The following is a 22,118-nucleotide window of genomic DNA, read 5'->3' on the forward strand; positions in this document are numbered from 1 at the left end:
CCGTCGTCCGGGCGTCGCGGTCAGGCCTGGCCCCAGCGGCGCAGCGTGGGGGCGACCCGTTCACGGCCCACGCGGTAGAGGGACTTGGCGCCGCTGCGCGCGGCCCGGCGGATCACCGTGCGTACCGCGCCTCCGGCGCTCGCGCCCGCCGCGGACGCCTGGGGCCTGCCCTTCTCGTCGAGGCCGTTGCGTTCCAGGATGCCGGCGAGATACGCGCCCGCCCGCTGCGGCGAGTAGTACGGCCGCAGTGCCGGCAGCCGGCCCGCGGCTCCGAGCGCGGCGACCCGGGCGCGGGCGGCGGCGTACGGATCGCTCTTGCCGATGCCCTGCCGTGCCGCCCAGGCCGGGTCGACGCGGGGGGCCGCTCCGGCGTCCAGGTCGTCCCAGGAGGCGAGGCAGCCCGAGTGCACGAAGTAGTGGTTGCCGTGCGCCTCGCGGATCCCGAAGTCGCTGAGGATCGCGGTCGGGATGCCGCGGTGCATCGACTCCAGGGCGGCCGTGGAGCTGACCGTCACCAACAGGTCGGTGCGGTCCAGGACTTCGCCCATGTTGCCGTAGACGAGACGCAGGTTGTCCGGGGCCGGCTCGGTCATCCTCTCGATGAGGAGCTGGTACGGATCGGCCTCGACGTGCGTGGTGTGCTCGCCGGGGAGGCTGCGCAGTTTCATCAGCACCAGCCGGTCGGGGTGCCGTCGCGCGTGGGCCGCCGCCCGCTCCAGCAGCCTGAGCCGGGACACCCTGCCCTTGGGCACCGACGGCTGGACGGCGAAGGTGAGCGTGAAGGGCCGCTCCGCGGACGGCGCGTACGGCTCCCCGCCGAGGAAGGGCAGGGCGCACTCCACGACCGAGCCGGGATCGACGCCGACGCTCGCGAACGTCTCGCGGAAGCGGTCCGCGTCGTAGGCGCTGTTGGCGAGGACGAGGTCGGTGCCGGCCCGGGTCAGCAGGCCGTCGACCATCTTCTCGTACACGACCCCGACGTATCCCGTGACGGTGACCGGCCGCCGCTCCCGCCCCTCCCAGGCGAGGCCCAGGCCGTGGGTGAGCGCGAGGGTGGTGCCTCCCGCGGTGGCCAGGACGAGCAGGTCGGCGGCCGCGAGTTCCTCGTCGTCCACCAGCTCCGCCACCGTGACCTCGCGCCGGGTGTCCGGCGTGATGCCCGTCTCCGCCAGCTGGCGTTCCGTCGGGGTGGCCCGGGTGCGCAGGAAGAGCGCGTCGAGCGCGTACCCGGGAGCGATCTGCCGGGCGACGGACGCTCCCCACTTCCAGCGGGTGTCGGAGTCGGCGACGACGGCTATACGTCTGGGGGGCATGTCTCGGGTGCCTTTCCTGGCGGCGGCCGGGGGGACCGAGGCTAGGAACGGTGTCTGAAGGTGGGATGAGGGGCTGCTTGAAGTCACCTTGGTGCACTGGGTGTGAGCTGTGAGGGCTTTCTCAACCCGGCTCGCTCACCTGGGAGTTGGCGACATCGTGAGTGTTCGGCGCGGGCCTTCGCCATGCACTGTTCGCCCGGAGTTCACTCGTCTCGCGCGTGCGTCGGCCCCACGGCGCCGGTGACGTGGACCCGTTCGCCCGAGCGGAGTTCGAACCTCGGCCCCCGCGCGGCGTACGTCACCGTTCCGGGCAGCAGCACCGGCGCCCTGAACTCGGCCCGCACGCGGGCCGTTTCGCCCGGTCCGTACTCGGCGAGGCAGCGGGCGACCGTCCACATGCCGTGCGCGATGGCACGCGGGAAGCCGAGGAGGCGGGCGGTGAGGGGGTGCAGATGGATGGGGTTGCGGTCCCCGGAGACGGCGCCGTAACGGCGTCCGACGTCCGGGGCGAGGTGCCACTCGGCGAGGGCGGGCAGTGGTTCGGAGTCCCGCCGCGGGTCCGGGCCGCGGCGGTGGTCCCGGGTCGGGTCGGGGCGCCGGTCCCCGTGATGTCCGCGCCCTTGCTCCCGGCCGGGCTCCCCGTCCTTTCCCGGGTCCCGGGGGCTGTGCCGGGCCAGGTAGGTGCTCCTCGACTCCCAGGCGAGCGCGCCCCGGACCCGCGCCTCGGTCAGCACGGTCGCCTCCGTGCCCCGCCGGTGCGGCGCCAGCCTCTCGACCAGCACCGCGAGTTCGTACTCCGCGTCCGCAGGGCACTCCCGGTGTGCGGTGATCTCGATCGAGGTGTGCACCAGCCCGAGCAGCGGGAGCGGGAACGCGCGCCCCGCCAGGATGCGCATCGCCAGCGGGAAGGCGAGCACATGCGGATAGGTGACCGGCAGGGCGTCCGCGCCGGTCGGGAACCCGCACACCCGCTCGTACGCGGCGAGGTGCGCGAGGTCGATCCGGGCGCCGGGCAGGACGAGCCGGGTGGCGGGGACGGGGGCGTCCGGGCGGGGCCGCTTGAAGGGGGAGAGCAGGGCGCCGCGGGCCAGCAGCGGGCCGAGCGAGGGCGGAGCGTCGAGGGTGCGGGTCCGCGGCTCGGGGCGGACGGGCGGCTGAGTGCGCATCGGAGTCTCCAGGCGGACGGGGAAGCAGCGGCTCTCGGCGGAACGGCGGTGCGGGATCGCGTGTGCTGGTGACCGGCGGGCGGTGCGGGATCGCGCGTGCTGGTGACCGCCGGGCGGGGCGGGGTCTGGCGGGTGGTGCGGTGCGGCAGTGCGGGGTTCGGCAGGGGGTGCGGTGCGGCGGTGCGGAGATGCGGGGTCCGGCGGGTGGTGCGATGTGGGGGTTCGGCGTGGGGCGGCGCGCGGTTCGGAGGGTGGTGTGGTGTGGGGTTCGGCGGGGCGGTGGTGCGCGGTTCGGAGGCTGGTGCGGGGTGGTTCGCCGCGGCGGCGGGATTGTCCGGGTTCTGGGTGGGCAGGAGGTGACTCTGGAGTAAGTTACCGCGGGTAAGGCTACGTCAGGGGGAGGGCGGGGGTCGAGATGAGGGACGGCGGTCGCTCGGGAGCCGGCTGCTCGGGGGCGGGTCGGGGGAGTCCCGGCGGGCCCGCTCCGGGTGTCTCGGCGCCGGTGTCACCGGGATCGGCGGCGATGGGCGCGACGGGTGAGAAAAGGGCACACCTACCCCGGGTAACCCCCACCTGACCTGCGGCAAAGCGTCACAAACCCCACACTTGGGCGCCGTAGGATCCCCGTCTCACCGGGTTGCCGAGACCCCTGAACCCCCCACTCCCCAGGGCCGTATGAGATTTCGCGCCGCCGCGCGCTCCGCCGAGCCCGAACACGCCTTGCACCCGCCCCGGCCTCCGGCCGACAAGGAGCCGCCCCGTGTCCAGCCCCTACTCGTCCGACTCCGCCCCTCCCCTCCCGGAGCCCGAGATCAAGCGGCTGGACGGTGTCGTCCGCGAGGTCGCGATGCCGCCGATCGTGGGCCAGGTGACGCACGGCTCCCTCGCGGACATCCCGTTCGACAACGCGGCCGCCGCCCCGCTGGAGCCGGTCCTCAGCCGCAGGACCCCGGACGGCGAGGGCTGGCGGGACGTGAGCGCCGCCGAGTTCGCGGACGAGGTCCACGCCGTGGCCAAGGGACTCATCGCGGAGGGACTGGTGCCGGGCGACCGGATCGCGATCATGGCCCGGACGACGTACGAGTGGACGCTCCTCGACTTCGCCGCCTGGGCTGCCGGACTGGTCACCGTGCCCGTCTACCCGACCTCCTCGGTCTTCCAGACCCGCTGGATCCTCCAGGACTCGGGGGCCGTCGCGCTCGCCGTGGAGTCGGTGGCGCAGGCCGCCTCGCTCGGCCCCGAGCGTCAGCACATCCCCGACCTGCGGCACATGTGGGTCTTCGAGAAGGGGCATGTGGAGCGCCTCGCGGAGCTCGGTCGCGCGGTCCCGGACCAGGAAGTGACCGTACGGCGCGGGGTGCTGGGCCCGGACACCCTCGCCACCCTCATCTACACCTCGGGCACCACCGGCCGCCCCAAGGGCTGTGCCCTGACCCACGGCAACTTCTTCGCCGAGGTCGACAACGCCGTCGAACTGCTCTACCCGATCTTCAAGGCCCGCACCCAGGACCCCGCCTCCACCCTCCTCTTCCTCCCCCTCTCGCACGTCTTCGGCCGCATGGTGGCCGTGGCCTGTCTGCGCGCGCGGGTGAAACTCGGCCACGCGCCGAGCCTCCAGACCGAGGAGCTCCTCGCGGACCTGGCCTCGTTCAAACCGACCTTCCTGCTCGCCATCCCGTACGTCCTGGAGAAGGTCTTCAACACCGGCCGCGCCACGGCCGAACGGATGGGCCGCGGTTCGTCCTTCGACCGGGCGGCCCGGATCGCCCAGAAGTACGGCGAGGCCGTCGAGGCCCGGCAGCACGGCACCGGTCCCGGACCGAGCCGGGCCCTTCGCACCGCCCGCGCCCTCTACGACCCCCTCGTCTACCGCCGTATCCGCAACGCCCTCGGCGGCCGGGTCCGGCACGCCATCTGCGGCGGCTCCCCGCTCGGCCGCCGGCTCGCCGCCTTCTACGCGGGAGCCGGGATCGAGATCTTCGAGGGGTACGGGCTCACGGAGACCACGGCCGCCGCGACCGTCACGCCCCCGCAGAAGCCGCGCCTCGGCACGGTGGGCCGGCCGCTGCCGGGCACCCGGGTGCGGATCGCCGCCGACGGTGAGGTGCTGCTGTGCGGGGCGCAGGTCTTCCGCGGCTACTGGGACCCGCACGCCGGCGGTGTCGTCGACGCCGCCCCCGACGGCTGGTTCGCCACCGGTGACATCGGCGAGCTGGACGACGGCGGCTATCTCGCCATCACCGGCCGCAAGAAGGAGATCCTGATCACCGCGGGCGGCAAGAACGTCGCCCCGGCGCCCCTCCAGGACTTTCTCCGCTCCCACCCGCTGATCGCCCAGTGCATGGTCCTCGGCGACCGCCGCCCCTTCGTCTCCGCCCTCATCACCCTCGACCCCGAGGGCATCGCCCACTGGCGCCGGATGAACGGCAAGCACCCGGTTCCCCCCGAGCTCGTCATGGACGACCCGGAGCTGCTGGCCATCCTGCAGCGCGCCGTGAACGAGGCCAACCGGCTCGTGTCGCGCCCCGAGTCCATCCGCCGCTTCACCGTCCTGCCCGTCGACTTCACCGAGGCGACCGGCCACCTCACCCCGTCCATGAAGCTGCGGCGCGCGGCGATCGAGAAGGACTTCAGCAGGGAGATAGAGGCCCTGTACGCGACGTAGCCGCCGCGCGGCGGAAAAGGGTGGCCGCCGCTCGGCGAGAAAAGGTAGTCGCCGCTAGGCGAGAAAAAGGCAGGAGCCCCGCGACCGGCTGGCGCGGGGCTCCTTGGGTACTGCTATCCGTTCCGGATCAAAGCTTCGGGCTCATGGAGCCGCAGGCTTAGAGCGGAGTGACGTTCTCCGCCTGCGGGCCCTTCGGACCCTGCGTGACGTCGAAGGAAACCGACTGGTTCTCTTCGAGCGAACGGAAACCGTTCGCGTTGATCGCGGAGTAGTGGACGAAGACGTCCGGGCCGCCGCCTTCCTGGGCAATGAAACCAAAGCCCTTTTCGGCGTTGAACCACTTCACGGTTCCGGTAGCCATAAGCCCTCCTTGGGCCCAAAGGGTTGCCCTGCTCCAGAACCTGCGATTGTGTAAACAACTGCATACGTCTGAAAACGACGAGAGCCCGCGGTCACATGCTCCGCAGGCTCTGTACTGCAAGGGAAACCAAACTGCAACTTGCGGCGAGCCTAGCACGCAGGCAGCCGAAAGCAATAGAGGGAAAGATCACGTCATCCGGACGGGTGGTTCACCGGGGCTCAGGGGTCTGACGTGCGTCGACTGCGAGGTGTCACGACAGTTGACACGAGGAGTCGGGACGGTTTCCATCCGCACACGCCGACCCTGAAGCCTGCACGCTACCGCATGGGGTCTAGCCTCGCGATGTGGACAATTCTCGCACCCGGCCGCGCGTCGGCCACATCCAGTTCCTGAACTGCCTGCCCCTGTACTGGGGGCTCGCGAGAACGGGCACGCTCCTCGACTTCGAGCTCACCAAGGACACCCCCGAGAAGCTCAGCGAGCAGCTGGTGCGGGGGGATCTCGACATCGGTCCCATCACGCTCGTCGAGTTCCTCAGGCACGCCGACGACCTCGTCGCCTTTCCGGACATCGCCGTCGGCTGCGACGGTCCCGTGATGTCCTGCGTGATCGTCTCGCAGGTCCCCCTCGACCAGCTGGACGGCGCCCGCGTCGCCCTCGGCTCGACCTCGCGCACCTCCGTGCGGCTCGCCCAGCTCCTGCTGGCGGAGAAGGTCGGGGTGCGGCCCTCGTACTACACGTGCCCGCCCGATCTGAGCCTGATGATGCAGGAGGCCGACGCGGCCGTCCTGATCGGCGACGCGGCGCTGCGCGCCAACCTGCTCGACGGACCGAAGTACGGGCTCCAGGTGCACGATCTCGGCGCACTGTGGAAGGAGTGGACGGGCCTGCCGTTCGTCTTCGCCGTGTGGGCGGCCCGCCGCGACTACCTGGAGCGCGAGCCGCTCGTCACCCGCAAGGTGCACCAGGCCTTTCTTGCCTCACGGGACCTCTCCCTCGACGAGGTCTCCAAGGTCGCCGAGCAGGCGGCCCGGTGGGAGGCGTTCGACGAGTCCGTCCTGGAGCGGTACTTCACGACGCTCGACTTCCGCTTCGGCGGCCCGCAGCTGGAGGCCGTAAGGGAGTTCGCGCGCCGGGTCGGCTCGACCACCGGGTTCCCGGCGGACGTGGACGTTCGGCTCCTTCAGCCATGAGACGCCGGGCGCCCGGGTCCCGCTGATTTCGGGGCCGGGCGCGCGCACGGCACTACGCTGCTGGGCAGTGTGTACGGGGGAGGGGGAACCGTGAGTGCCATGCAGCCGCTCGGAGCCGACGAACCCACGGCCGTGGGGCCCTACCGGCTGCTCGGCCGGCTCGGGTCCGGCGGCATGGGGCGCGTGTATCTGGGGCGCAGCGCGGGCGGACGTACGGTCGCGGTCAAGATCGTGCATCCGCACTTCGCGCTCGACGAGGAGTTCCGCGCCCGCTTCCGCCGCGAGGTCGAGGCCGCGCGGCGGGTGGGCGGCGCGTGGACGGCGCCCGTCCTGGACGCGGACCCGGAGGCGCCGGTCCCCTGGGTCGCCACCGGCTACGCGGCCGGCCCCTCGCTGACGGCGGCGATCGCCGACGGCGGACCGCTGCCGGCCCACTCCGCGCGCGTGCTGGGCGCCGGTCTGGCCGAGGCGCTCACCGCGGTCCACGCGCTGGGCCTCGTCCACCGTGACGTCAAACCGTCCAACGTGCTGCTCACCCTCGACGGTCCGCTCCTCATCGACTTCGGCATCGCCCGGGCCACGGACGGCACCGCCTCCCTGACCTCGACGGGCGTCTCGGTCGGTTCACCCGGCTACATGTCCCCCGAGCAGATCCTCGGCAAGGGCGTCACGGGAGCCGCGGACGTCTTCTCGCTCGGCGCGGTCCTCGCGTACGCCGCGACCGGCGAGCCGCCCTTCCCCGGCGACTCCTCCGCCTCCCTGCTGTACAAAGTGGTGCACGAGGAGCCTCGACTCGACTCCCTGGAAGGCGAGTTGCGCGAGCTGGTGGCGGCCTGCCTGGCCAAGGAGCCTACGGCGCGGCCCACTCCGGGCGAGGTGGCCGTCCGGCTCGCGCCGCAGGGTGCCGCGCGGCTGGTGTCGGCGGGCTGGCTGCCGGGTGCCCTGGTCGAGCGGGTGAGCCGAAGTGCCGTACAGCTGCTGAACCTTGAGGCGACGGGCGCCGCGCAGGCGCCGCTCTCCGGACCGTTGGGTTTCAGCAGTTCTTCGGTCGAGGCGGGGCGGGGGGAGGGGGCCGGTGCCGGGACGGGTACCGGGCTCGGGCAGGTGCCGTCCGGCGGTCAGGTGCAGTCTGGCGGTCAGGTGCCGTCCGGCGGTCACGTGCAGTCTGGCGGTCAGGTGCAGTCCGGTGCGGCGGGCTCCGGTGGGTCGGGGTTCGGAGGCGTGGGGTCCGGGGAGAGGGGCGCCTGGGTGCCGGGTCCGGGCGGAGGGTTCGGGCCGCCCCCGCCGGGTTTCGGGCCGCCGCCCACGATGCCGCCCCATGTTCCGCGACAGGGCGAGGCCGGGAGCGCCGGGCCCCAGGACGCCGTACACCGTGAGGGGACCTCGGACCAGCACACGTCCGGCCGTCCGGGCAAGCTCTCGGTCAGCGTGGCGGCGACCTCCGCGCCGGGGGCCGGCGGACAGGGCCGCAGGGTGAGCTGCACCGTCGCCCTCGCCGTCGCGGGAGCGCTGGCCGCGGTGACCGTGGGTTCCGCGTTCCTCTTCGACCTGATGCCGGGCGGCGGCGCCGACGACGAGGGGAGCGACGTGGCGGGCGGGCGCCCCTCGGCCACGGCGAGCCGGAGCGCCGCCGGCTCCGATCCGTCGGCGAGCGCCACGCGGCCGGGTTCCACGGCGAGCGCCCCGCAACCGGCCCCGACGGAGAGCGCGTCCGATCCGGGCGGCCAGCAGTCCGCGGTCCCGGCCTCCTACATCGGCACCTGGGAGGGCGACGGCCTCGGCCTCGGCGGCACCCTGCCCATGGGGACCTTCCGCGTCACCGTCCACCAGGCGTCTGTGGGCGAGGAGTTGGGAACCTTCCGGCAGACCGACCAGATCGGCGGCATCTGCGACGACGTCCTCGTCCTGAAGAAGGTCACGAAGACCCAGCTGGTCGCCACGAGCGTGGCCTCGAAGTCCAACCGGGACGTCTGCACTACGGGCCGGCACGAGGTCCGGCTGACGCCCGTCGGCAGCGACCTCACCTACGAGACGGACAACGCCGAGGCGGGGGACCCGGTGGCCAGGATGACCAAGGTGGGCTGACCGGACGGTGGCGGGGCCTTCGGTTCAGGCGGCCGCCGCGCTCCGGCGGGCCTTGTCGATCCTGAAGAGCACGGTGAACAGCACGGCGGTGGCGAGCACCGTCGAGAGCAGGCCGACGGCCCACACCCAGGGGTACTCGACGTGCACCCAGCAGGGGTTGCCCCGGCTGTGGCACCCGGAGCCCCAGTCGCGCCGGTGCCGGGGGCGGAAGCCCGCGAAGACGACCACCACCCACACGAAGGAGGCGGCGACTCCGGGCAGCGAGGCGAGCACCCGGCCGAGCGAGCGCAGCGGGTTCGTCTTCCACCGCGTCCGGCTCAGGGCCGCGATCACGGTGGCCAGGCCGAGGGGGCCGGCGGCCCCGACGACGGCCGCGAAGCCGTAGCCCCCACCCGGCCAGGCAGGGGCCGCGGAGCCCCAGAGGTCGGTCCCCAGGGTCATGACCGTGAGCGCGAACCCGATGAGCGCGGCCGCCACGGCCAGAAAGGCCAGACAGCCGCCCCACGCCTCGCCCCGGGACGCCTTCTCGCGCGCCCGGGCCCACGCGGACGGCCGCTGCCGCACGTGCTCGTGTCCCAGCGCACCCCGTGCGGCCCTCCGCCGCTTCGGTCTCGCCGACCCGCCCACCGGATCCCCCTCTCTGGCTCCCGCCGCCCTGCCCGCACGGGCCGACGGCCTACATCGGTGTCGTCACCGTCAGCGGCTCCCCGTCGCCGAGGTGCAGCAGGCCCTTGCCGGGGGCGACCGGGCCGCCGACCATGCTGCGGTTCGTGCGGATGCCGATCAGCTCACCCGCGGAGGAGTCCTGCGGGCACAGCAGGATGCCGCGGCGGCCCTTCTTCATCTCGACCTGCCAGCCGGAGAAGCCGCTGCACACGTCCTCCTCGTCACCGGCGATGACCAGACCGAGACCGCGTTCGCCGCCGCGCTGCACGATCCGCTTGAAGACGGTCTCGGCGTCGCAGTCCTCCAGGACCTCGCCGTCGTCGACCAGGACCACGATCGGCTCCTCGGGCGTCGCCGAGTCGATGGCCTCGCGCAGGTCGTCGCTCTCGATGTCGTCCTCGTCGAAGACCTTCAACACGCCGTCCTGGCCGTCCAGTTCGCGCAGCGGCGACGGACGGGGCGCGGCGACGACCAGGCGTACGCCCTGGGCCAGATACGACCGGGCCATGTTCATCAGCGTCGTACTGCGGCCGGACTTGGCGGGGCCCGCGACGACGAACGTCGGCACGCCCCGGGAGAGGTCCGGGCCGAAGCCCTGGACGTCGTCGCCGCCGATGCCCACCAGGCTCCACAGCCGGGAGCGGGAGGCCTCCGGGTCGCGCATCTCCCAGGCGTCGGCGAAGCCGATCCGGGTGGGCAGCACGTCGACCCGGAACGGGCGCCGGGAGCGCGGCAGTTCGGCGTCCCGTGCCGCTGCGGCCTCGCCGATCGCGGTGAGTGCCGCGGCCTGTCCCTGACCGGTGGAGTCCTCCGTGAGCAGGGCGAACTGGGTCTCGGTGCCGTGCTCGTTGCGGTAGCCGCGGCCGGGCGGGATCTCCTCGGGGATCTTGCGCGCGTTGACGCCGATCAGCGAGAAGTCGGAGCGGTCGGCGAGCCGCAGGGCGTACTTGTCCTCGGTCAGCGAGCCGATCCGGGTGGAGAGGATCTGGCGGTCGCCCGTCATGACCAGGTGCAGTCCGACGCTCGCGCCCTCGCGCATCATCGCGGTGAGCTGGTCGGTCAGATCGCCGTGGTCGTACTCGCCGAGCGTCGGCAGCCAGCCCTCCCAGCGGTCGAGCAGCACCACGATGTGCGGGAGCCGTTCGTCCTGTCCGGACGCGGCCCGCTGCTCGCCGATGTCCGCGAAGCCCTTGTCGGCCAACAGGTCCTGCCTGCGCGTCATTTCACCCTTGAGGCGGGCGATGAGGCGGACCACGCGTTCCGTCTGGTTGCGGCCGACGACGGCGCCGCAGTGCGGCAGCCGGGCCAGCGCGTTGAGGGCGCCGTTGCCGCAGTCGATGCCGTACAGATGGACGTCGGCCGCCGAGTGGGTGCGGGCCAGGGAGCCCGCGATCGTCCGCAGGATCTGCGAACGGCCGCTGCGGGGCGCGCCGCCGATGAGCAGATGCCCGAAGGAGGCGAAGTCCACGACGACGGGGCGGCGGGCCTGGTCCGCGGGCAGGTCCTCGACGCCGTACGGGGCGGGCGGCAGCTTGCCCGGACCGCCGGAGAACGCGGGCGGGGTGATCTCGTCGAGCAGCAGCGTCTCGGCGAGGGCGGGCAGCCAGGGGCTGTGCTGGGGCGGGATGCCGAGGGCCCCGTTGGCCTCGCGGACGGCGTCGACCAGCACCTTGAGGTCGGTGATCTCCTCCTCCTCGCGCTGCTCGGCCTTCGGCTTGACCAGTGCGGCGCGCCCGAGGTCCGACCAGCCGAGCGGTCCCGCCCAGGGCGCGAGCACCGCGGGGTCGGCGGCTCCGGGCCGGCGGCCGCCGACGCGTCCCGACTGGAACGGTACGAGCGAGGCGTGCCCGAGACGGACGTACGCGCGTCCCGGCGTGCTCTTGGAGATGTGCCCCGCCTCGGGGGAGTCGATGACGTCGCTCGACTCGCCGCCGTCGGTGACGCGCAGCGCTATCCGGAGGTTGGTGTTGGCCCGGATCTCGGGGGAGACGACACCGCTGGGCCGCTGGGTGGCCAGCAGCAGGTGGATGCCGAGCGAACGTCCTCGCTGGGCGATGTTGACCAGACCCGTCACGAAGTCGGGCAGGTCGCGCACCATGGAGGCGAACTCGTCGATGACGATGAGGAGCCGGGGCACGGGCGCGTGCGAGGGGTCGCGGCGGACGAGATCCTGGTAGTCCTCGATGTCCTTGGCGTCGGCGGCGGCGAGGATGTGTTCGCGGCGCTTGAGCTCCGCGCCGAGCGATTCCAGTGCCCGCTCGACGAGATGGGCGTCGAGGTCGGTCACCATGCCGACGGTGTGCGGGAGTTGGACGCAGTCCTTGAACGCGGAGCCGCCCTTGTAGTCGACGAGGACGAACGTCATGTTCTCGGGGGTGTTGGCCACGGCCAGCGAGGCCACGATCGTCTGGAGCAGCTCCGACTTTCCGGAGCCCGTCGTACCGGCGATCAGGCCGTGCGGGCCGTCGCGCCGCATGTCGATGCCGAACGGACCGTCGTACGACTCACCGATGACGGCCGTCGTCGACTGTCCGCCCAGCCTCCAGCGCGCGCTGATCGCGTCGGCGGTCGGCGGCTCCAGCTGCAGCACGTCGAGGAGCCGGCTGGCGCCGGGCAGGGCCGAGTCCTCGGTCTCGCCGCTGATGTCGCGCAGCGCGGACAGGGCGCGCGCGAGCCGGGAGCACCAGGCGGCCGACACGAAGTCGGGCCGTACGTCCCGTACCCGGGCGACGCCCGTCTGCTGCACCCGCAGGCGCAGTTCGAGCGCCTTGGCGGCGCCGGCGGCGGAGTCGTCGGTCTCGGCGGCGTGCCAGGCGTGGAAGGAGGGGAAGCCGCCGGGGGCGGTGGGCGCGGTCCGGGCGGGCGTCTGCGCGTCCGCGTGCTCCTCGGGCTTCGGCTCCGCGATGACGATGGCCTGGCACTCGCCGGGCAGGAACCGCTCCTCGGCGTCCAGGCAGATCGCGTACATGGACATGGCGGGGCCCTCGCGCAGCAGCCGCACCACGCCCGGCATGGACCGCAGCCGACGGGAGCCGTCCCACACGACGACGATGTCCGGATCGCTGAACGAGGCCTTGTTGCCGTTCTGCTTCGCGGCTTTCTGGCGGGCGTCGAGGAGCTGGGTCAGCTCGCCGATGCGGGCGCCGACGGTCTCGGCGTCCGTGCCGATGAGCACGTTGGCGTCCTGGGCGCCGGCGGGCCTGCTGTGCGGGAGCCAGCGCACCCAGTCCCAGCTCTCCTGGCCGCTGCTCTCCGTCAGGACGTAGAACTGGACGTCCAGCGGGCTGTGCAGCACCGCGGTCTGCGCGACGGCCCAACGGCCCAGCGCCTGGGCCGAGTCGCCGGGTCCGGCGATGCCGAGGACGCCGCGCTCCGCGAGCGGCAGGGAGACGGGCGCGTCCTCGATGGTCCAGGTGACCTGGCGCTTGTGGTCGTCCTGCTCGGGATCGTCGAGCACGACCTCGGACGGCAGCTGTCCGGTGCCGACGCGCAGCAGCAGATGGTCGGCGTCCGTGCGGCGCCGCTCCCACAGCCGGGTGCGGGGCCCGGTGCCCAGGGACAGCACGGTCGCCGGGTCGGGGATCGCGCGGCGCCGGTCGAGCCGTTCGGCGAGCAGTGCCTCCTGGGCGTCCTTCTCGATCCGGGCCTTGTGCTCGTTGTACTCCTTGACCTGTTTGGCGTGGGACTTGCGGCCCTGCTTCTTGTCCATGAAGTAGTTGCCGAGCATGATCAGCGGGCTCAGCAGAGCCATGATCATGTAGTACCAGCGCCCGAAGACCATCACCATGACGACGGCGCTGACCAGCGGCGTCAGCGCCATCAGCCAGGGCAGCGGACGGGCCTCGTAGTCCCGTACCGGACTGGGCAGCCGGAACTTCGTCTCGCGCTCGGGCGGGTGCAGCCGCGGGGGCCGGTTGTAGTCGAGACCGGCGCCGTCCTCCGACCACTTCAGCGCGGCGTCGGGCTGGGTGTAACGGTCGAGCTGGAGAAGGGTGTTGCCGACCGAGAGCTGGCCGCCGAGGGGCCAGTCGTCGTCCTCTCGGTCCTCGAAGGGTTCGCCGTCGAGCGTGACACCTTCCTTCTCCCCGTGCACGGCGACACCGCACGTTCCGTCCGTTGCAACTGACAACGTCAGCGCCCTTTGCGGAAGTTCGGGATCCTCGATGCGGATGTACGAGGCGGGCCCGGCGCCGATGTCGTAGCGGCCGATGCCGAGCCGGTGCACGGCGCCCGCCGACGGGCCTCCCGCCACGCGGAGTTCGACCAGTCCGGTCGGCTCGCCGGGCAGGCATCCGGCCGGGTCGTGCAGGCTCACGACGGCGCCCTCGCGCAGCGGCGAGGTGGCGATGGTCGCGGCGGGATCGACGGGATACCCGTCCACGTACGCGACCGGCGCGCCGCCGCCCGCGGCTCCCTGGTGGTTCCCGATGGGGATGATCTGCGCGTCGCCGCCGTAACCGACGTGCTCCGCGAGCTCTTTGGCGATGTCCCCCACCGAGGACTCGGGATCCGCGTCGAGAACCACATCGGCGGTGGCGCCGCCGAGCGGGTCGACGACGGTCAGAGTCAGCCGCACGCTCGTCCTCCCCCAGACACCGAGGGCCGCTTCCGGAACGCGGGCCACAGTGCTTCCGACCATAGCCGCTCGCCGCTTCCCGCAGGCAACGGCCCTTGTGAGGGAACCACGAAGACCCCGTCCGGGAACGGGCCTTGGTGCGCGCTCGTGACACAACCGGGGTGTGCTCCTGCAAGCGCCGTAAGTAAGCTGCATGCTCGATGCGGACGATCGCACCATCCGCATCAGGAGCCACGGGGGTTGGCCCTGCGGCGAGTTGAAGCATGGAGGACGCCACATGGCCGGCGGCAAAGACGCAGACATCACTTACGACAAGATGCGGCACGCTGCGAAGCGACTCGGCCACGAGAAGGAGAAGATGGAGGACAAGCTCCACGGCCTCGACAGCTACATCGACGGCCTCGTCGCGGACGGCTACACGACGTCCAAGGGCTCCCAGGCCTTCGACGACTCCTTCAAGGAGTTCACCAAGGGCATGAAGGACACCCTTGAGGGCCTCAAGGGGATGGCCAAGTTCCTGGAGGACGCGGCGAAGGCTTACGAGGACCTGGATGATCAGCTGGCGAAGGGTGTCAAGGGCTGAGGCCGCTCTCGGCGCACGGCCGGTCCGGTGCGGCGGAGCGCGTGAGCGCACGCCACACCGGACCGTTCTCGCAGGTTTCGCAGGATTCACGGCAACTCGGCAGCAAGGCACGACGGGGACGTCATGGGCGACCAGAGTGATCACACCCGGCTCGATCTCGATGTGATCAAGGAAATGGGAACGGGCCTCAGCAACGTCAAGAAGGCCTTCGACGGCATCGACAAGCTGAGCGACAAATACGAGGACGACTTCGGCAACAGTGATCTCGCGGACAAGTTCGGCGACTTCGCGGACAACTGGGAAATCAGCCGCGAGAAGCTGACCGGCGAGATCGATGCCCTGGCGCAGATCGCGAAGGCCGCCGCGAAGGCTTACGAAGACATCGATCACCAGCTGGCCGAAGCCATTCGAGGTGCCCAGGATCCCAAGAAGAAGGTGAAGTGACGATGGCCGGACGGCCGCACGACTGGCATCCGGTCGCCGACAGTGATCCCATTCCAGGCGATCCCGACCGTATGGCCGCCCTCGGACGACAGTTGCGCAAGACCGCTGAGGAACTCGATCGGCAGATCCGTAATCTCAAGGCGGTTGCCGAGGTCGACGCTTGGGACAGCAAGGCCGGCAAGGAGTTCCGGGAGAAGGCCAAGGGCAACGTCAAGAAGCTCGAAGCCGCGTTCAAGCGATACGACACGGCGGCCACCGCCATCGGCTCCGAAGTCGTGGAGGTGGGGGGAAGCTACCAGGACAAGCTCCATGCCCCATCCCGCGGCTACGCCTCAGATCTGAACCGCGCCCAGGAGATCGCGGATGCGGCCCTGAAGGACGCCCAGGACGCCGACGAACGTAAAGGGACCGCCCAGAAGAGCCTGGACGGCCTGTCGGACAAGGGGAAGAAGAAGGAAGAAGCGGACAAGGACCGCAAGGACCTTGAGGACAGGCGTGACGCCGCGGGCGGCGAGATCGACGCGGCACGTGAGAAGATCAATGCGGCGAGAAAGATCCGGGACGATGCGGCCAGGCGGGCCCGCGACTCCATAGACGCCGTCATCAGCCACGATTCCCTGAAGGACGGATTCTGGGACACGCTGGTGAAGGCGATCGCGGACATCACGTCCACCATCGCCACATGGTGCGGGATTCTCTCGCTCGTCGTCGGCTGGATTCCGGTGATCGGTCAGGCCTTGGCCGGAGTGTTGGGAGCCATCGCGATGGTCGCCACACTCATCAACTTCGTGGCGACCTTCGTACAGGTCCTCCAGGGCAACGCCGAGTGGATGGACTTGGGTCTGGCCGCACTCGGGTTTCTCATGATGGGCGTCGGCAAGGGCTTCTCGAAGATCGCCGGCAAGTTCGCCAAGGGCGCCCTCGGAAAGCTGGGAAGGGCAGGGGCGGCCAGAACCGTCCGCCAGGTGAGCCGCGCGAACAAGAACCTCCGCAGGCTCTCCGGAAAGTCCTTCAAACTGGGGAAGGGCGATGTGTGGAAGTCACTCAAGGAGCCTTTCACCGAACCGTTCTCCAAGAGTGCATGGAGCGAAAACCTCAAGATTCTCAAGCCTGGCGGCGGAAACTACGGCAAAGCCATGAACGAACTCTCGGGGCGCGGAGGCGGGAATCCTCTGAAGGGCCTCGGGAAGTCCTTCTCCATGGCGGATCCAGGCGTGGCCTCCGATCTCAAGTCCATCAAATTGGGGACATCGGCGCTGGGCGGACAGTTCGACACCAATGCCCTCAACAAGATTTCCAAGACGGCCACCCGGATGTCGCTGGTCGGCGGTGGGATTACGCTGGGCGGCCTGGGCCTGGACGGCAACCTCAACCCGCTCCTGGGCTGATCCCATGACCACGCCCCGGCGCGAAAGGAAAGACATGACCACTCCGGACGAGGGCGCTCCCCTGGTGGAGGACTTCGAGTGCCGCTTCGAATTCCAGCCCGGATGGATCGATCTGACGCTCCGCGAGGGGACCAAGGCCGAGGCCAAGGCGCTGGCCACCCAAGTCGTGAACAGTTTGAACCCGCTCGCCCTGCAGATCGAGAAGAGTGCCGTCTTCGACGACATGGTCGAGCGGGCCGTGGATCTGAACGACGACGTCCCCACGCTCGCGGCGGCCTACTACACCGAGAGCGGCGAGGCTCTGGCCAACCTCATGGTCGATTCGTACGGCGACGAGGGAGTGGAGCGCCCCACGCGGGAGGAGGTCCAGCCCGTCCTCCTGGAGTGGGCGAACGGCGAGGTGACGGGGGATCCTCAGATCACCTATCTCGACCTGCCCGCCGGGCCTGCCGTGCGGGTCCAGGCGATGCTCCAGGTGAAGCGGATGTTCGGCTTCGGCCGAAAGCTGACCGAGTTCATCAAGTACGCGGTCTTCCCGCCCGGTATGAAGAGCCTGGTCGTCATCACCGTGACCTGGGAGGCGATCGCCCGTACGGAGGAGATCACCGAGCTCGCCGACGAGGCTGTACAGACACTGCGGCTCACCCCCCTGGCCACGGGTGACGGTTCCTCGATCGCCGACGGGGTCGCCGAATGAGGCACGCAGCGGACTTCACCGCACCGCCGCAGGACTACAACATCGTCGTACCGGACGGCTGGTTCCAACTGCAGCTCGATCCGGACGATCGTGACCGCGGCATCATCGCCCTTGCCGAGCGCACGTTCCGGGGGGTGGACAACGCACCCCACCTCCGGGACCAGTTCATGCGGGACCTGCAGCGCAAGGCCAAGGACGCCTACCAGGTCGGGGGCATCGAGCTCTATCTGTCCACGCTGACGATCGGCCCGGTGCCACTGGCGTCCTCTCTGCTGATCAGCCTTCCGGCACCGGGTGAGTGGCCGGAGTGCGAGGACGCGGACGAGCTGGCGGAGCATCTGGCCGGTGGTGACGTCGGTGAGGACGCCGAGCTGAGCGTCGTGGACTTGGCGATGGCGGGTAGGGCCGTGCGCCACCGTCAGCGTGAAGCCCCCGATCCTGCGGCTCAGATGGGCAACACCCTTCCGACCACGAACGTGACCTACTACGTCCGGATTCCGGCGACGAAGAGCTGGTTGCTGCTCAACTTCTCCACGCCCATCGATCCCTTGGCCGATCGGATGGTGGAGTTGTTCGACACGGTCTCCGGAACGCTGCACTGGGCGTGACAGGCGGCAAGCGCCCACCACGCGCACCGCGGCGGTGGAGCGCCGGTTGATGGGCTGGAGCGGGTGATGCCCTGGGTCTTGCTGGACGGGCCATCAGGGGTCACCCGCAGAAAGAACAGGCTTGAATTGACCGCCCCCTTCGAGCGGCCACGGTCACCGGTCCCGGTTGACGGACTGGATTTCCTGGACCGTGATGTCCTGGGTCGTGCCGAAGGTGCCGTCGGGGAGGTCGCCGCCGGCTGTGCCGGTGCCGGTCCAGGTGACCGCCCAGGTGATGGTGGCCCGGAGTTTGTAGGTGCCGTCGCCGGATGAGCGGAGGTACTTGATCCCGCACGGTGGGGTCTTGGCGGCCTTCCCCTTGGCGTAGGGCTCGCCGATCGAGTTGTCGTCGTTCAGGCGGCATTCTCCGGAGGAGGGGTAGGTCACGGCGTCGCCGGTGCCGGGGTCGAGGGTCAGGGAGACCGGCTTCGCGTTGGTGGTGGCGGAGATGGCGAGGCCGGCGACATCGAGGGACGCGGTGACGGACACGTCCTTGAAGGTGGCCTTGTCGAGCCAGGCCCAGGTGGGCAGGTTGACCTTGGTGACGTCCCTGGGTGCGAGCGTGACTTCGGTGTCGGGCACCCTGATCCGGCCGTAGGCGAGCTGAGCCAGAATCTCCGGCGTCACCGCGTTCTTCACGGTCGGCGTCTCACCGTTCTCCACCCAGAACGTGGCGGTGTCGCAGGCGAAAGCGGCGGGATCGCCGGATGCCTCGCGGTCGGGGTCACGAACCGCGTCCCACCACAGGCCCTTGCCCGTCTCGGACTTGTTGAAGTCCTTGTAGGGCTCGCCGTTCTTGTAGTGCTCCTCGGCCAGGCTGTGGGCCTCTCCCACGCCACTGGCGTGCGGTATGTCCCACTCCTTCTCGAACTCCTTGGCGAACTCGGCCGGCGTCCACTTGGGCTCGTACCAGCAGGCGGGAGGAGCCCAGTCGCCGACGGGAGTGAACCCGCCCGAACGCTTGCCGCTCGATCCACCGGTGGATCCCCTGTAGACGATCCGCGATTCGAGGGTCTTGCCCCCGTCCTGCTGGTTGTCGCCCTCGACGTCGAACTGGGAGCCCCCGGGATCCTTGGCGAACGCCGTGGTGGGCACGGACAGCGCGCAGGTGATCGCGAGCGCTCCGAGGGTGGCGGCTGCGCGGCGCCCGGTCACCGTACGCACGTCTTGCTCCCCCGTACGGACGTGCCGTCGGACGTCTGCCACACGCCCTGAGCGGTCTTCTCCAGGCGCGTGTTGTAGAGCACGTAGGCGTCGTTCCCGGAGGGTGTCCTGTCGACCTTCTTGGTCTTGCGGTCCTTGTTGTACGCCTTGCTCTCATCGGCGCAGTACGAGACACCGGCGGACTTGCTGTCGAATATCTCGACCTTCGGGCTGTAGTAGCGCGTGGTTCCCGTGTACGTGATTCCGGCATCCAGCCACTTCTGGACCCACTTGACCGAGGAGGTCAGAGCCTTGCCCTTGTAGTAGAAGGGCAGGCCAGGGGTGTCCGAGGTGCCCTTGATGATGGCGTCGTTCATCGCGGTCTGCGCCCGTCCCGCGTCCGCCAGGACGGCGTCCTTCGTCGCGTCGCCCGTCTTCCATCCGTCGAACTCGTCCTTCACGTCGCCCGGGAGGGTGAGGTCAGGCCGGTCCGCGTTGTCGGAAGGACTCGCGCTGGGGGTGGCCGAACGGGTGCTTCCCTGCTCCGCGCCCGCGATCTTGTCGTTCGCCTTCGGGGAGTCGTCCCCGCCCCCGCAGGCCGTCAGCAGCAGTGCTGTCGTCGCGGCGAACGCGGTGGCAACGGGCAAAGAACGGCGCTTCACAGTGGACTCCCGGGAGACATCGGTTGCGTGAATTCGATCGAGGAAGTGACGGCGGCGGTGTGGTGCGGGGGCGATCGCGGCTACGGAGTGCACGACGTGTGGCCCCTCTGTGAGGTGAGCTTCGTCGTCTGCCAGACGCCCTTCTCGTTCTTCTCGAGTCGCGTCGAGTAGCGGACGTAGGACTTGGCGGTCACAGCCGTCTTGACGACCTCGCCCGTCTTCCGGTCCTTCGCGAACGCCTTGGACTGGTCCTCGCAGTACACGACGCCGGCCGAGGCGGAGTCGAAGAGGTCGATCTCGGCGTTGTAGTAGCGGTTGACGCCCGTGATCGAGTAGCCGTCCTTCACGATCGACGTGACCCAGTCCTCGGCATCGGCCAGCGCTGTGCCGCGGTAGTAGAAGCCGAGAGCGGGTAGTCCGGCGTCGCCCTCGGCGATGGCGTAGTTGGTCGCGTCGACCCTCCGCCCGACATCCGCGAGAACCGCGTCCTTCGCGGCGTCGCCCGTACTCCAGTTCTCGAACTTGTCGCCGAGGTCCTTCGGAAGGGTGATGTCCGGCCGGTCGGCGTCGTCCGATGCGCTCGCGCCGGGGGTGGTCGAACGGGCGCTTCCCTGTTCGGCGCCCGCGATCTTGTCGTTCGTCTTCCGGCCGTCGTTCCCGCCGCCGCAGGCCGTGAGCAGCAGGGCTGCTGCAAGGGCGCCGACGGTGAGCCCCCGGCTCCGGGACGTCAGCGTGCGCACGTGCTGTTTCCCCTTTCGGAGACCAGTTGCGTCGTCTGCCAGACGCCGTTGCCGGCCTTCTTCAGGTGAGTGTTGTAGTAGACGTACGAGTTCCTGGTCGCCGGGGTTCTGTCGACCTTCTTCGTCTTCACGTCCTTGTTGAACGCCTTGCTCTCGTCCGTGCAGAACGTGACTCCCGCAGATGTCGTTCCGTAGAGCGTCACGGTGGGACGGAAGTACCGAACGGTGCCGGTGTACGTGATTCCGGCGTCCACGAACGACTTGACCCACTGGGCGCCGCCGACGAGGGCGTCGCCCTGCCGGTAGAAGGCGAGAGCCGGCTCGTCCGGGTCGCTCTTGACGATGGCGTAGTTGGTCGCGGTCTGCGCGCGACCGGCGTCGGCGAGGACGGCGTCCTTGGTCGCGTCGCCCGTCTTCCAGTTCTCGAAGTCGTCCTTCACGTCACGGGGCAGCGTGATGTCGGGCCGCTTGACGCCGGCGGACGTGTTCGGACCGGGCGAAGCCGAGGAGGGGGATGTCGCGGCGCCGGTATCGGTGCCCGTGATCTCGTCGCTCGCCCTGCGAGAGCCGCTCCCGCCGCCGCAAGCCGTCAGCAGCAAGGCTGTTGTCGCGGCCAACGCGGTAGCAACGGGCAAAGTGCGGCGCTTCACAAGGGGCTCCCCGTGGGACATCGGTTGAGCGAAGTCGGTCAAGGGCAATGACGGTATCCATGTGGCTCTTGGTTTCGCCAGGCGGAAACCCCGGGCCGGACGCGGGCATACGGGGGTGTTCCGGGGTGAAGTGGCCGTCCACGACCGCCTGATGGTGTTCCGGGACACATCGGCCCGTGCGGAGACGAGACCCCTTCCACATCTCACCCAGGGTTTGCGTTCGACACCTTCACATAAGTCCGGCTGGCGATCAGCGCCTTGGTCGGGAGCGCGGTACGGCGCTGACTCCGCGTGTGCTCCACCTCGTAGGCTGATCCGAGCCGAACGGGTCGCACGGGCGTGGCCGGTTCGTACTGAAGGACGAGCGACCAACCCGGGGGCATCATGGACCGCTACATCGAAACCCTTACCGTCGAGCGCGGCGGATTCCGGATCAAGGTGCCGGAATCCTGGTGGGAGTTCGACGTGCGGCCGGAGTCGCGGGACGACTCGATCCGGCGGATGGTCAGCGAACGGATCGAGGAACGGCCGGAGTTGGCGCCGTATCGCGACACCTACATCGGCTTCCTCCGGAAGGCCGCCGCCGACGCCTGGAAGTCCGGTGCCCTGTACTGCGGCTGCATGGCGGAGTCCTTCGGCGGGGACACCCCGATCACCGGCTCGGTCACCGTCTCGATCGTCGGTGGCCGTTCGCGGACCGGTGAGCCGCTGTCCACCGACCCTCAGGTCATCGCGGGACAGCTCGCCGCACGGGAGGCGAAGAAGGAGGGCGACGCCTGGCGCAAGGTGACCACCGTCGAGATACCCGGCGTCGGGCCCGCCGCGCGGACGTACGGCATCGAGGACATCGTCGTCCCGGACGACAGCCTCCAGCGGACGATCCGGGCCGTGCTCATGCAGACGTTCATCCCGGTGCCCGGTCAGGAGGGCAAGGTCGCCCTGGTCGCCGGCAGCAGCCAGGTCCTCGACCTCGCCGACTCCTTCTTCGACGTCTTCGACGCCGTCACCTCCACCTTCCGCTTCGCGGACCGGTAGGCGGACGGCGACTTGCCGCGGAGGCCGACCTCCATGATGGCCACCCACGGCGGCCTCCCCCGGCGCCGCCCCAGGGGCCTCCTCCGGCGCCGCCCCAGAGGCCT

18 protein-coding genes are annotated in these 22,118 nt (G+C 70.4%); 9 read left to right on the forward strand and 9 right to left on the reverse strand.

Translation table 11 applies throughout. The annotated features are described in order from the left end of the window. Positions 1-20: 20 nt before the first annotated feature. Positions 21-1,313 (reverse strand): DUF6716 putative glycosyltransferase, encoded by a 1,293-nt coding sequence (locus tag ACFYYF_RS05345; RefSeq protein ID WP_388771719.1) that lies wholly within the window; start codon positions 1,311-1,313, stop codon positions 21-23. A 203-nt stretch (positions 1,314-1,516) separates the two neighbouring features. After that, positions 1,517-2,479 carry a MaoC family dehydratase gene (locus tag ACFYYF_RS05350; protein WP_388771722.1) on the reverse strand — a complete coding sequence of 321 codons (963 nt, stop codon included), beginning with the start codon at positions 2,477-2,479 and terminating at the stop codon, positions 1,517-1,519. 760 nt (positions 2,480-3,239) lie between these two features. On the opposite strand from ACFYYF_RS05350, the gene ACFYYF_RS05355 reads away from it, so the two are divergent. Beyond that, positions 3,240-5,144 (forward strand): AMP-dependent synthetase/ligase, encoded by a 1,905-nt coding sequence (locus tag ACFYYF_RS05355; protein WP_388771725.1) that lies wholly within the window; start codon positions 3,240-3,242, stop codon positions 5,142-5,144. 157 nt (positions 5,145-5,301) lie between these two features. Here the strand turns inward: ACFYYF_RS05355 and ACFYYF_RS05360 are convergent, their stop codons facing one another. Then, a complete protein-coding gene (locus ACFYYF_RS05360) occupies positions 5,302-5,505 on the reverse strand; it encodes a cold-shock protein (RefSeq protein ID WP_037627265.1) in 204 nt (67 codons plus the stop codon). A gap of 344 nt (positions 5,506-5,849) precedes the next feature. Here ACFYYF_RS05360 and ACFYYF_RS05365 point away from each other — a divergent pair, with 344 nt between their 5' ends. Together ACFYYF_RS05365 and ACFYYF_RS05370 are read left to right on the forward strand one after the other, a co-directional pair. Next, positions 5,850-6,698 carry a menaquinone biosynthetic enzyme MqnA/MqnD family protein gene (locus ACFYYF_RS05365; protein WP_388771728.1) on the forward strand — a complete coding sequence of 283 codons (849 nt, stop codon included), beginning with the start codon at positions 5,850-5,852 and terminating at the stop codon, positions 6,696-6,698. Positions 6,699-6,797: 99 nt separating this feature from the next. After that, complete coding sequence (locus ACFYYF_RS05370; RefSeq protein ID WP_388772938.1) at positions 6,798-8,783, forward strand: serine/threonine-protein kinase; 1,986 nt, start codon at positions 6,798-6,800, stop codon at positions 8,781-8,783. Between the two features lie 24 nt (positions 8,784-8,807). Here ACFYYF_RS05370 and ACFYYF_RS05375 read toward each other — a convergent pair whose 3' ends face one another. Next, the gene (locus ACFYYF_RS05375; protein ID WP_388771730.1) at positions 8,808-9,347 is read right to left on the reverse strand and encodes a hypothetical protein; all 540 of its coding nucleotides are present in this window, start codon (positions 9,345-9,347) and stop codon (positions 8,808-8,810) included. Between the two features lie 112 nt (positions 9,348-9,459). Next, positions 9,460-14,025, reverse strand: coding sequence for an FtsK/SpoIIIE domain-containing protein (locus ACFYYF_RS05380; protein WP_388771732.1), 4,566 nt, complete (start codon positions 14,023-14,025; stop codon positions 9,460-9,462). A gap of 277 nt (positions 14,026-14,302) precedes the next feature. Between ACFYYF_RS05380 and ACFYYF_RS05385 the strand changes: the two genes are divergently transcribed. The 5 genes from ACFYYF_RS05385 (at position 14,303) to ACFYYF_RS05405 (ending at position 17,745) form a co-directional block, all read left to right on the forward strand. Next, on the forward strand, positions 14,303-14,608 hold the full coding sequence (locus ACFYYF_RS05385; protein ID WP_266761472.1) for a WXG100 family type VII secretion target: 306 nt from the start codon (positions 14,303-14,305) through the stop codon (positions 14,606-14,608). A 123-nt stretch (positions 14,609-14,731) separates the two neighbouring features. Next, positions 14,732-15,052 carry a hypothetical protein gene (locus ACFYYF_RS05390; RefSeq protein WP_388771734.1) on the forward strand — a complete coding sequence of 107 codons (321 nt, stop codon included), beginning with the start codon at positions 14,732-14,734 and terminating at the stop codon, positions 15,050-15,052. A 2-nt stretch (positions 15,053-15,054) separates the two neighbouring features. Continuing rightward, entirely contained in the window at positions 15,055-16,440 is a 1,386-nt protein-coding gene (locus ACFYYF_RS05395) for a hypothetical protein (RefSeq protein ID WP_388772939.1), read from the forward strand. A gap of 34 nt (positions 16,441-16,474) precedes the next feature. Next, on the forward strand, positions 16,475-17,137 hold the full coding sequence (locus tag ACFYYF_RS05400) for a hypothetical protein (RefSeq protein WP_388771737.1): 663 nt from the start codon (positions 16,475-16,477) through the stop codon (positions 17,135-17,137). Continuing rightward, positions 17,134-17,745, forward strand: a complete 612-nt coding sequence (locus tag ACFYYF_RS05405) for a hypothetical protein (protein ID WP_388771739.1) — start codon at positions 17,134-17,136, stop codon at positions 17,743-17,745. The genes ACFYYF_RS05400 and ACFYYF_RS05405 overlap by 4 nt, the downstream gene beginning before the upstream one ends. Before the next feature lie 153 nt (positions 17,746-17,898). On the opposite strand, the gene ACFYYF_RS05410 is transcribed toward ACFYYF_RS05405, so the two are convergent. The 4 genes from ACFYYF_RS05410 to ACFYYF_RS05425 all read right to left on the reverse strand — a co-directional run bounded on the left by ACFYYF_RS05410 (position 17,899) and on the right by ACFYYF_RS05425 (position 20,769). Then, a complete protein-coding gene (locus tag ACFYYF_RS05410; RefSeq protein ID WP_388771742.1) occupies positions 17,899-18,948 on the reverse strand; it encodes a hypothetical protein in 1,050 nt (349 codons plus the stop codon). Further along, positions 18,936-19,589 carry a hypothetical protein gene (locus tag ACFYYF_RS05415; RefSeq protein ID WP_388771745.1) on the reverse strand — a complete coding sequence of 218 codons (654 nt, stop codon included), beginning with the start codon at positions 19,587-19,589 and terminating at the stop codon, positions 18,936-18,938. Before ACFYYF_RS05415 ends, ACFYYF_RS05410 begins: the two co-directional genes overlap by 13 nt. 80 nt (positions 19,590-19,669) lie before the next feature. Beyond that, a complete protein-coding gene (locus ACFYYF_RS05420) occupies positions 19,670-20,329 on the reverse strand; it encodes a hypothetical protein (protein ID WP_388771748.1) in 660 nt (219 codons plus the stop codon). Continuing rightward, positions 20,317-20,769: a hypothetical protein gene (locus ACFYYF_RS05425; protein WP_388771751.1), complete on the reverse strand. Its 453-nt coding sequence runs from the start codon at positions 20,767-20,769 to the stop codon at positions 20,317-20,319. The genes ACFYYF_RS05420 and ACFYYF_RS05425 overlap by 13 nt, the downstream gene beginning before the upstream one ends. A 594-nt stretch (positions 20,770-21,363) precedes the next feature. On the opposite strand from ACFYYF_RS05425, the gene ACFYYF_RS05430 reads away from it, so the two are divergent. Beyond that, positions 21,364-22,014 (forward strand): hypothetical protein, encoded by a 651-nt coding sequence (locus ACFYYF_RS05430; RefSeq protein ID WP_388771754.1) that lies wholly within the window; start codon positions 21,364-21,366, stop codon positions 22,012-22,014. Positions 22,015-22,118 lie beyond the last annotated feature (104 nt).

It is taken from the genome of Streptomyces sp. NPDC001914 (genome assembly GCF_042891215.1).
Lineage (GTDB): Bacteria > Actinomycetota > Actinomycetes > Streptomycetales > Streptomycetaceae > Streptomyces.

Bases quoted from the DNA above. Each gene is read 5' to 3' on its own strand.
- ACFYYF_RS05400 (WP_388771737.1), top strand. From the start codon at position 16,475: ATGACCACTCCGGACGAGGGCGCTCCCCTGGTGGAGGACTTCGAGTGC.
- ACFYYF_RS05390 (WP_388771734.1), top strand. From the start codon at position 14,732: ATGGGCGACCAGAGTGATCACACCCGGCTCGATCTCGATGTGATCAAG.
- ACFYYF_RS05385 (WP_266761472.1), top strand. From the start codon at position 14,303: ATGGCCGGCGGCAAAGACGCAGACATCACTTACGACAAGATGCGGCAC.
- ACFYYF_RS05360 (WP_037627265.1), bottom strand. From the start codon at position 5,505: ATGGCTACCGGAACCGTGAAGTGGTTCAACGCCGAAAAGGGCTTTGGT.
- ACFYYF_RS05395 (WP_388772939.1), top strand. From the start codon at position 15,055: ATGGCCGGACGGCCGCACGACTGGCATCCGGTCGCCGACAGTGATCCC.
- ACFYYF_RS05370 (WP_388772938.1), top strand. From the start codon at position 6,798: ATGCAGCCGCTCGGAGCCGACGAACCCACGGCCGTGGGGCCCTACCGG.
- ACFYYF_RS05405 (WP_388771739.1), top strand. From the start codon at position 17,134: ATGAGGCACGCAGCGGACTTCACCGCACCGCCGCAGGACTACAACATC.
- ACFYYF_RS05430 (WP_388771754.1), top strand. From the start codon at position 21,364: ATGGACCGCTACATCGAAACCCTTACCGTCGAGCGCGGCGGATTCCGG.
- ACFYYF_RS05350 (WP_388771722.1), bottom strand. From the start codon at position 2,479: ATGCGCACTCAGCCGCCCGTCCGCCCCGAGCCGCGGACCCGCACCCTC.
- ACFYYF_RS05345 (WP_388771719.1), bottom strand. From the start codon at position 1,313: ATGCCCCCCAGACGTATAGCCGTCGTCGCCGACTCCGACACCCGCTGG.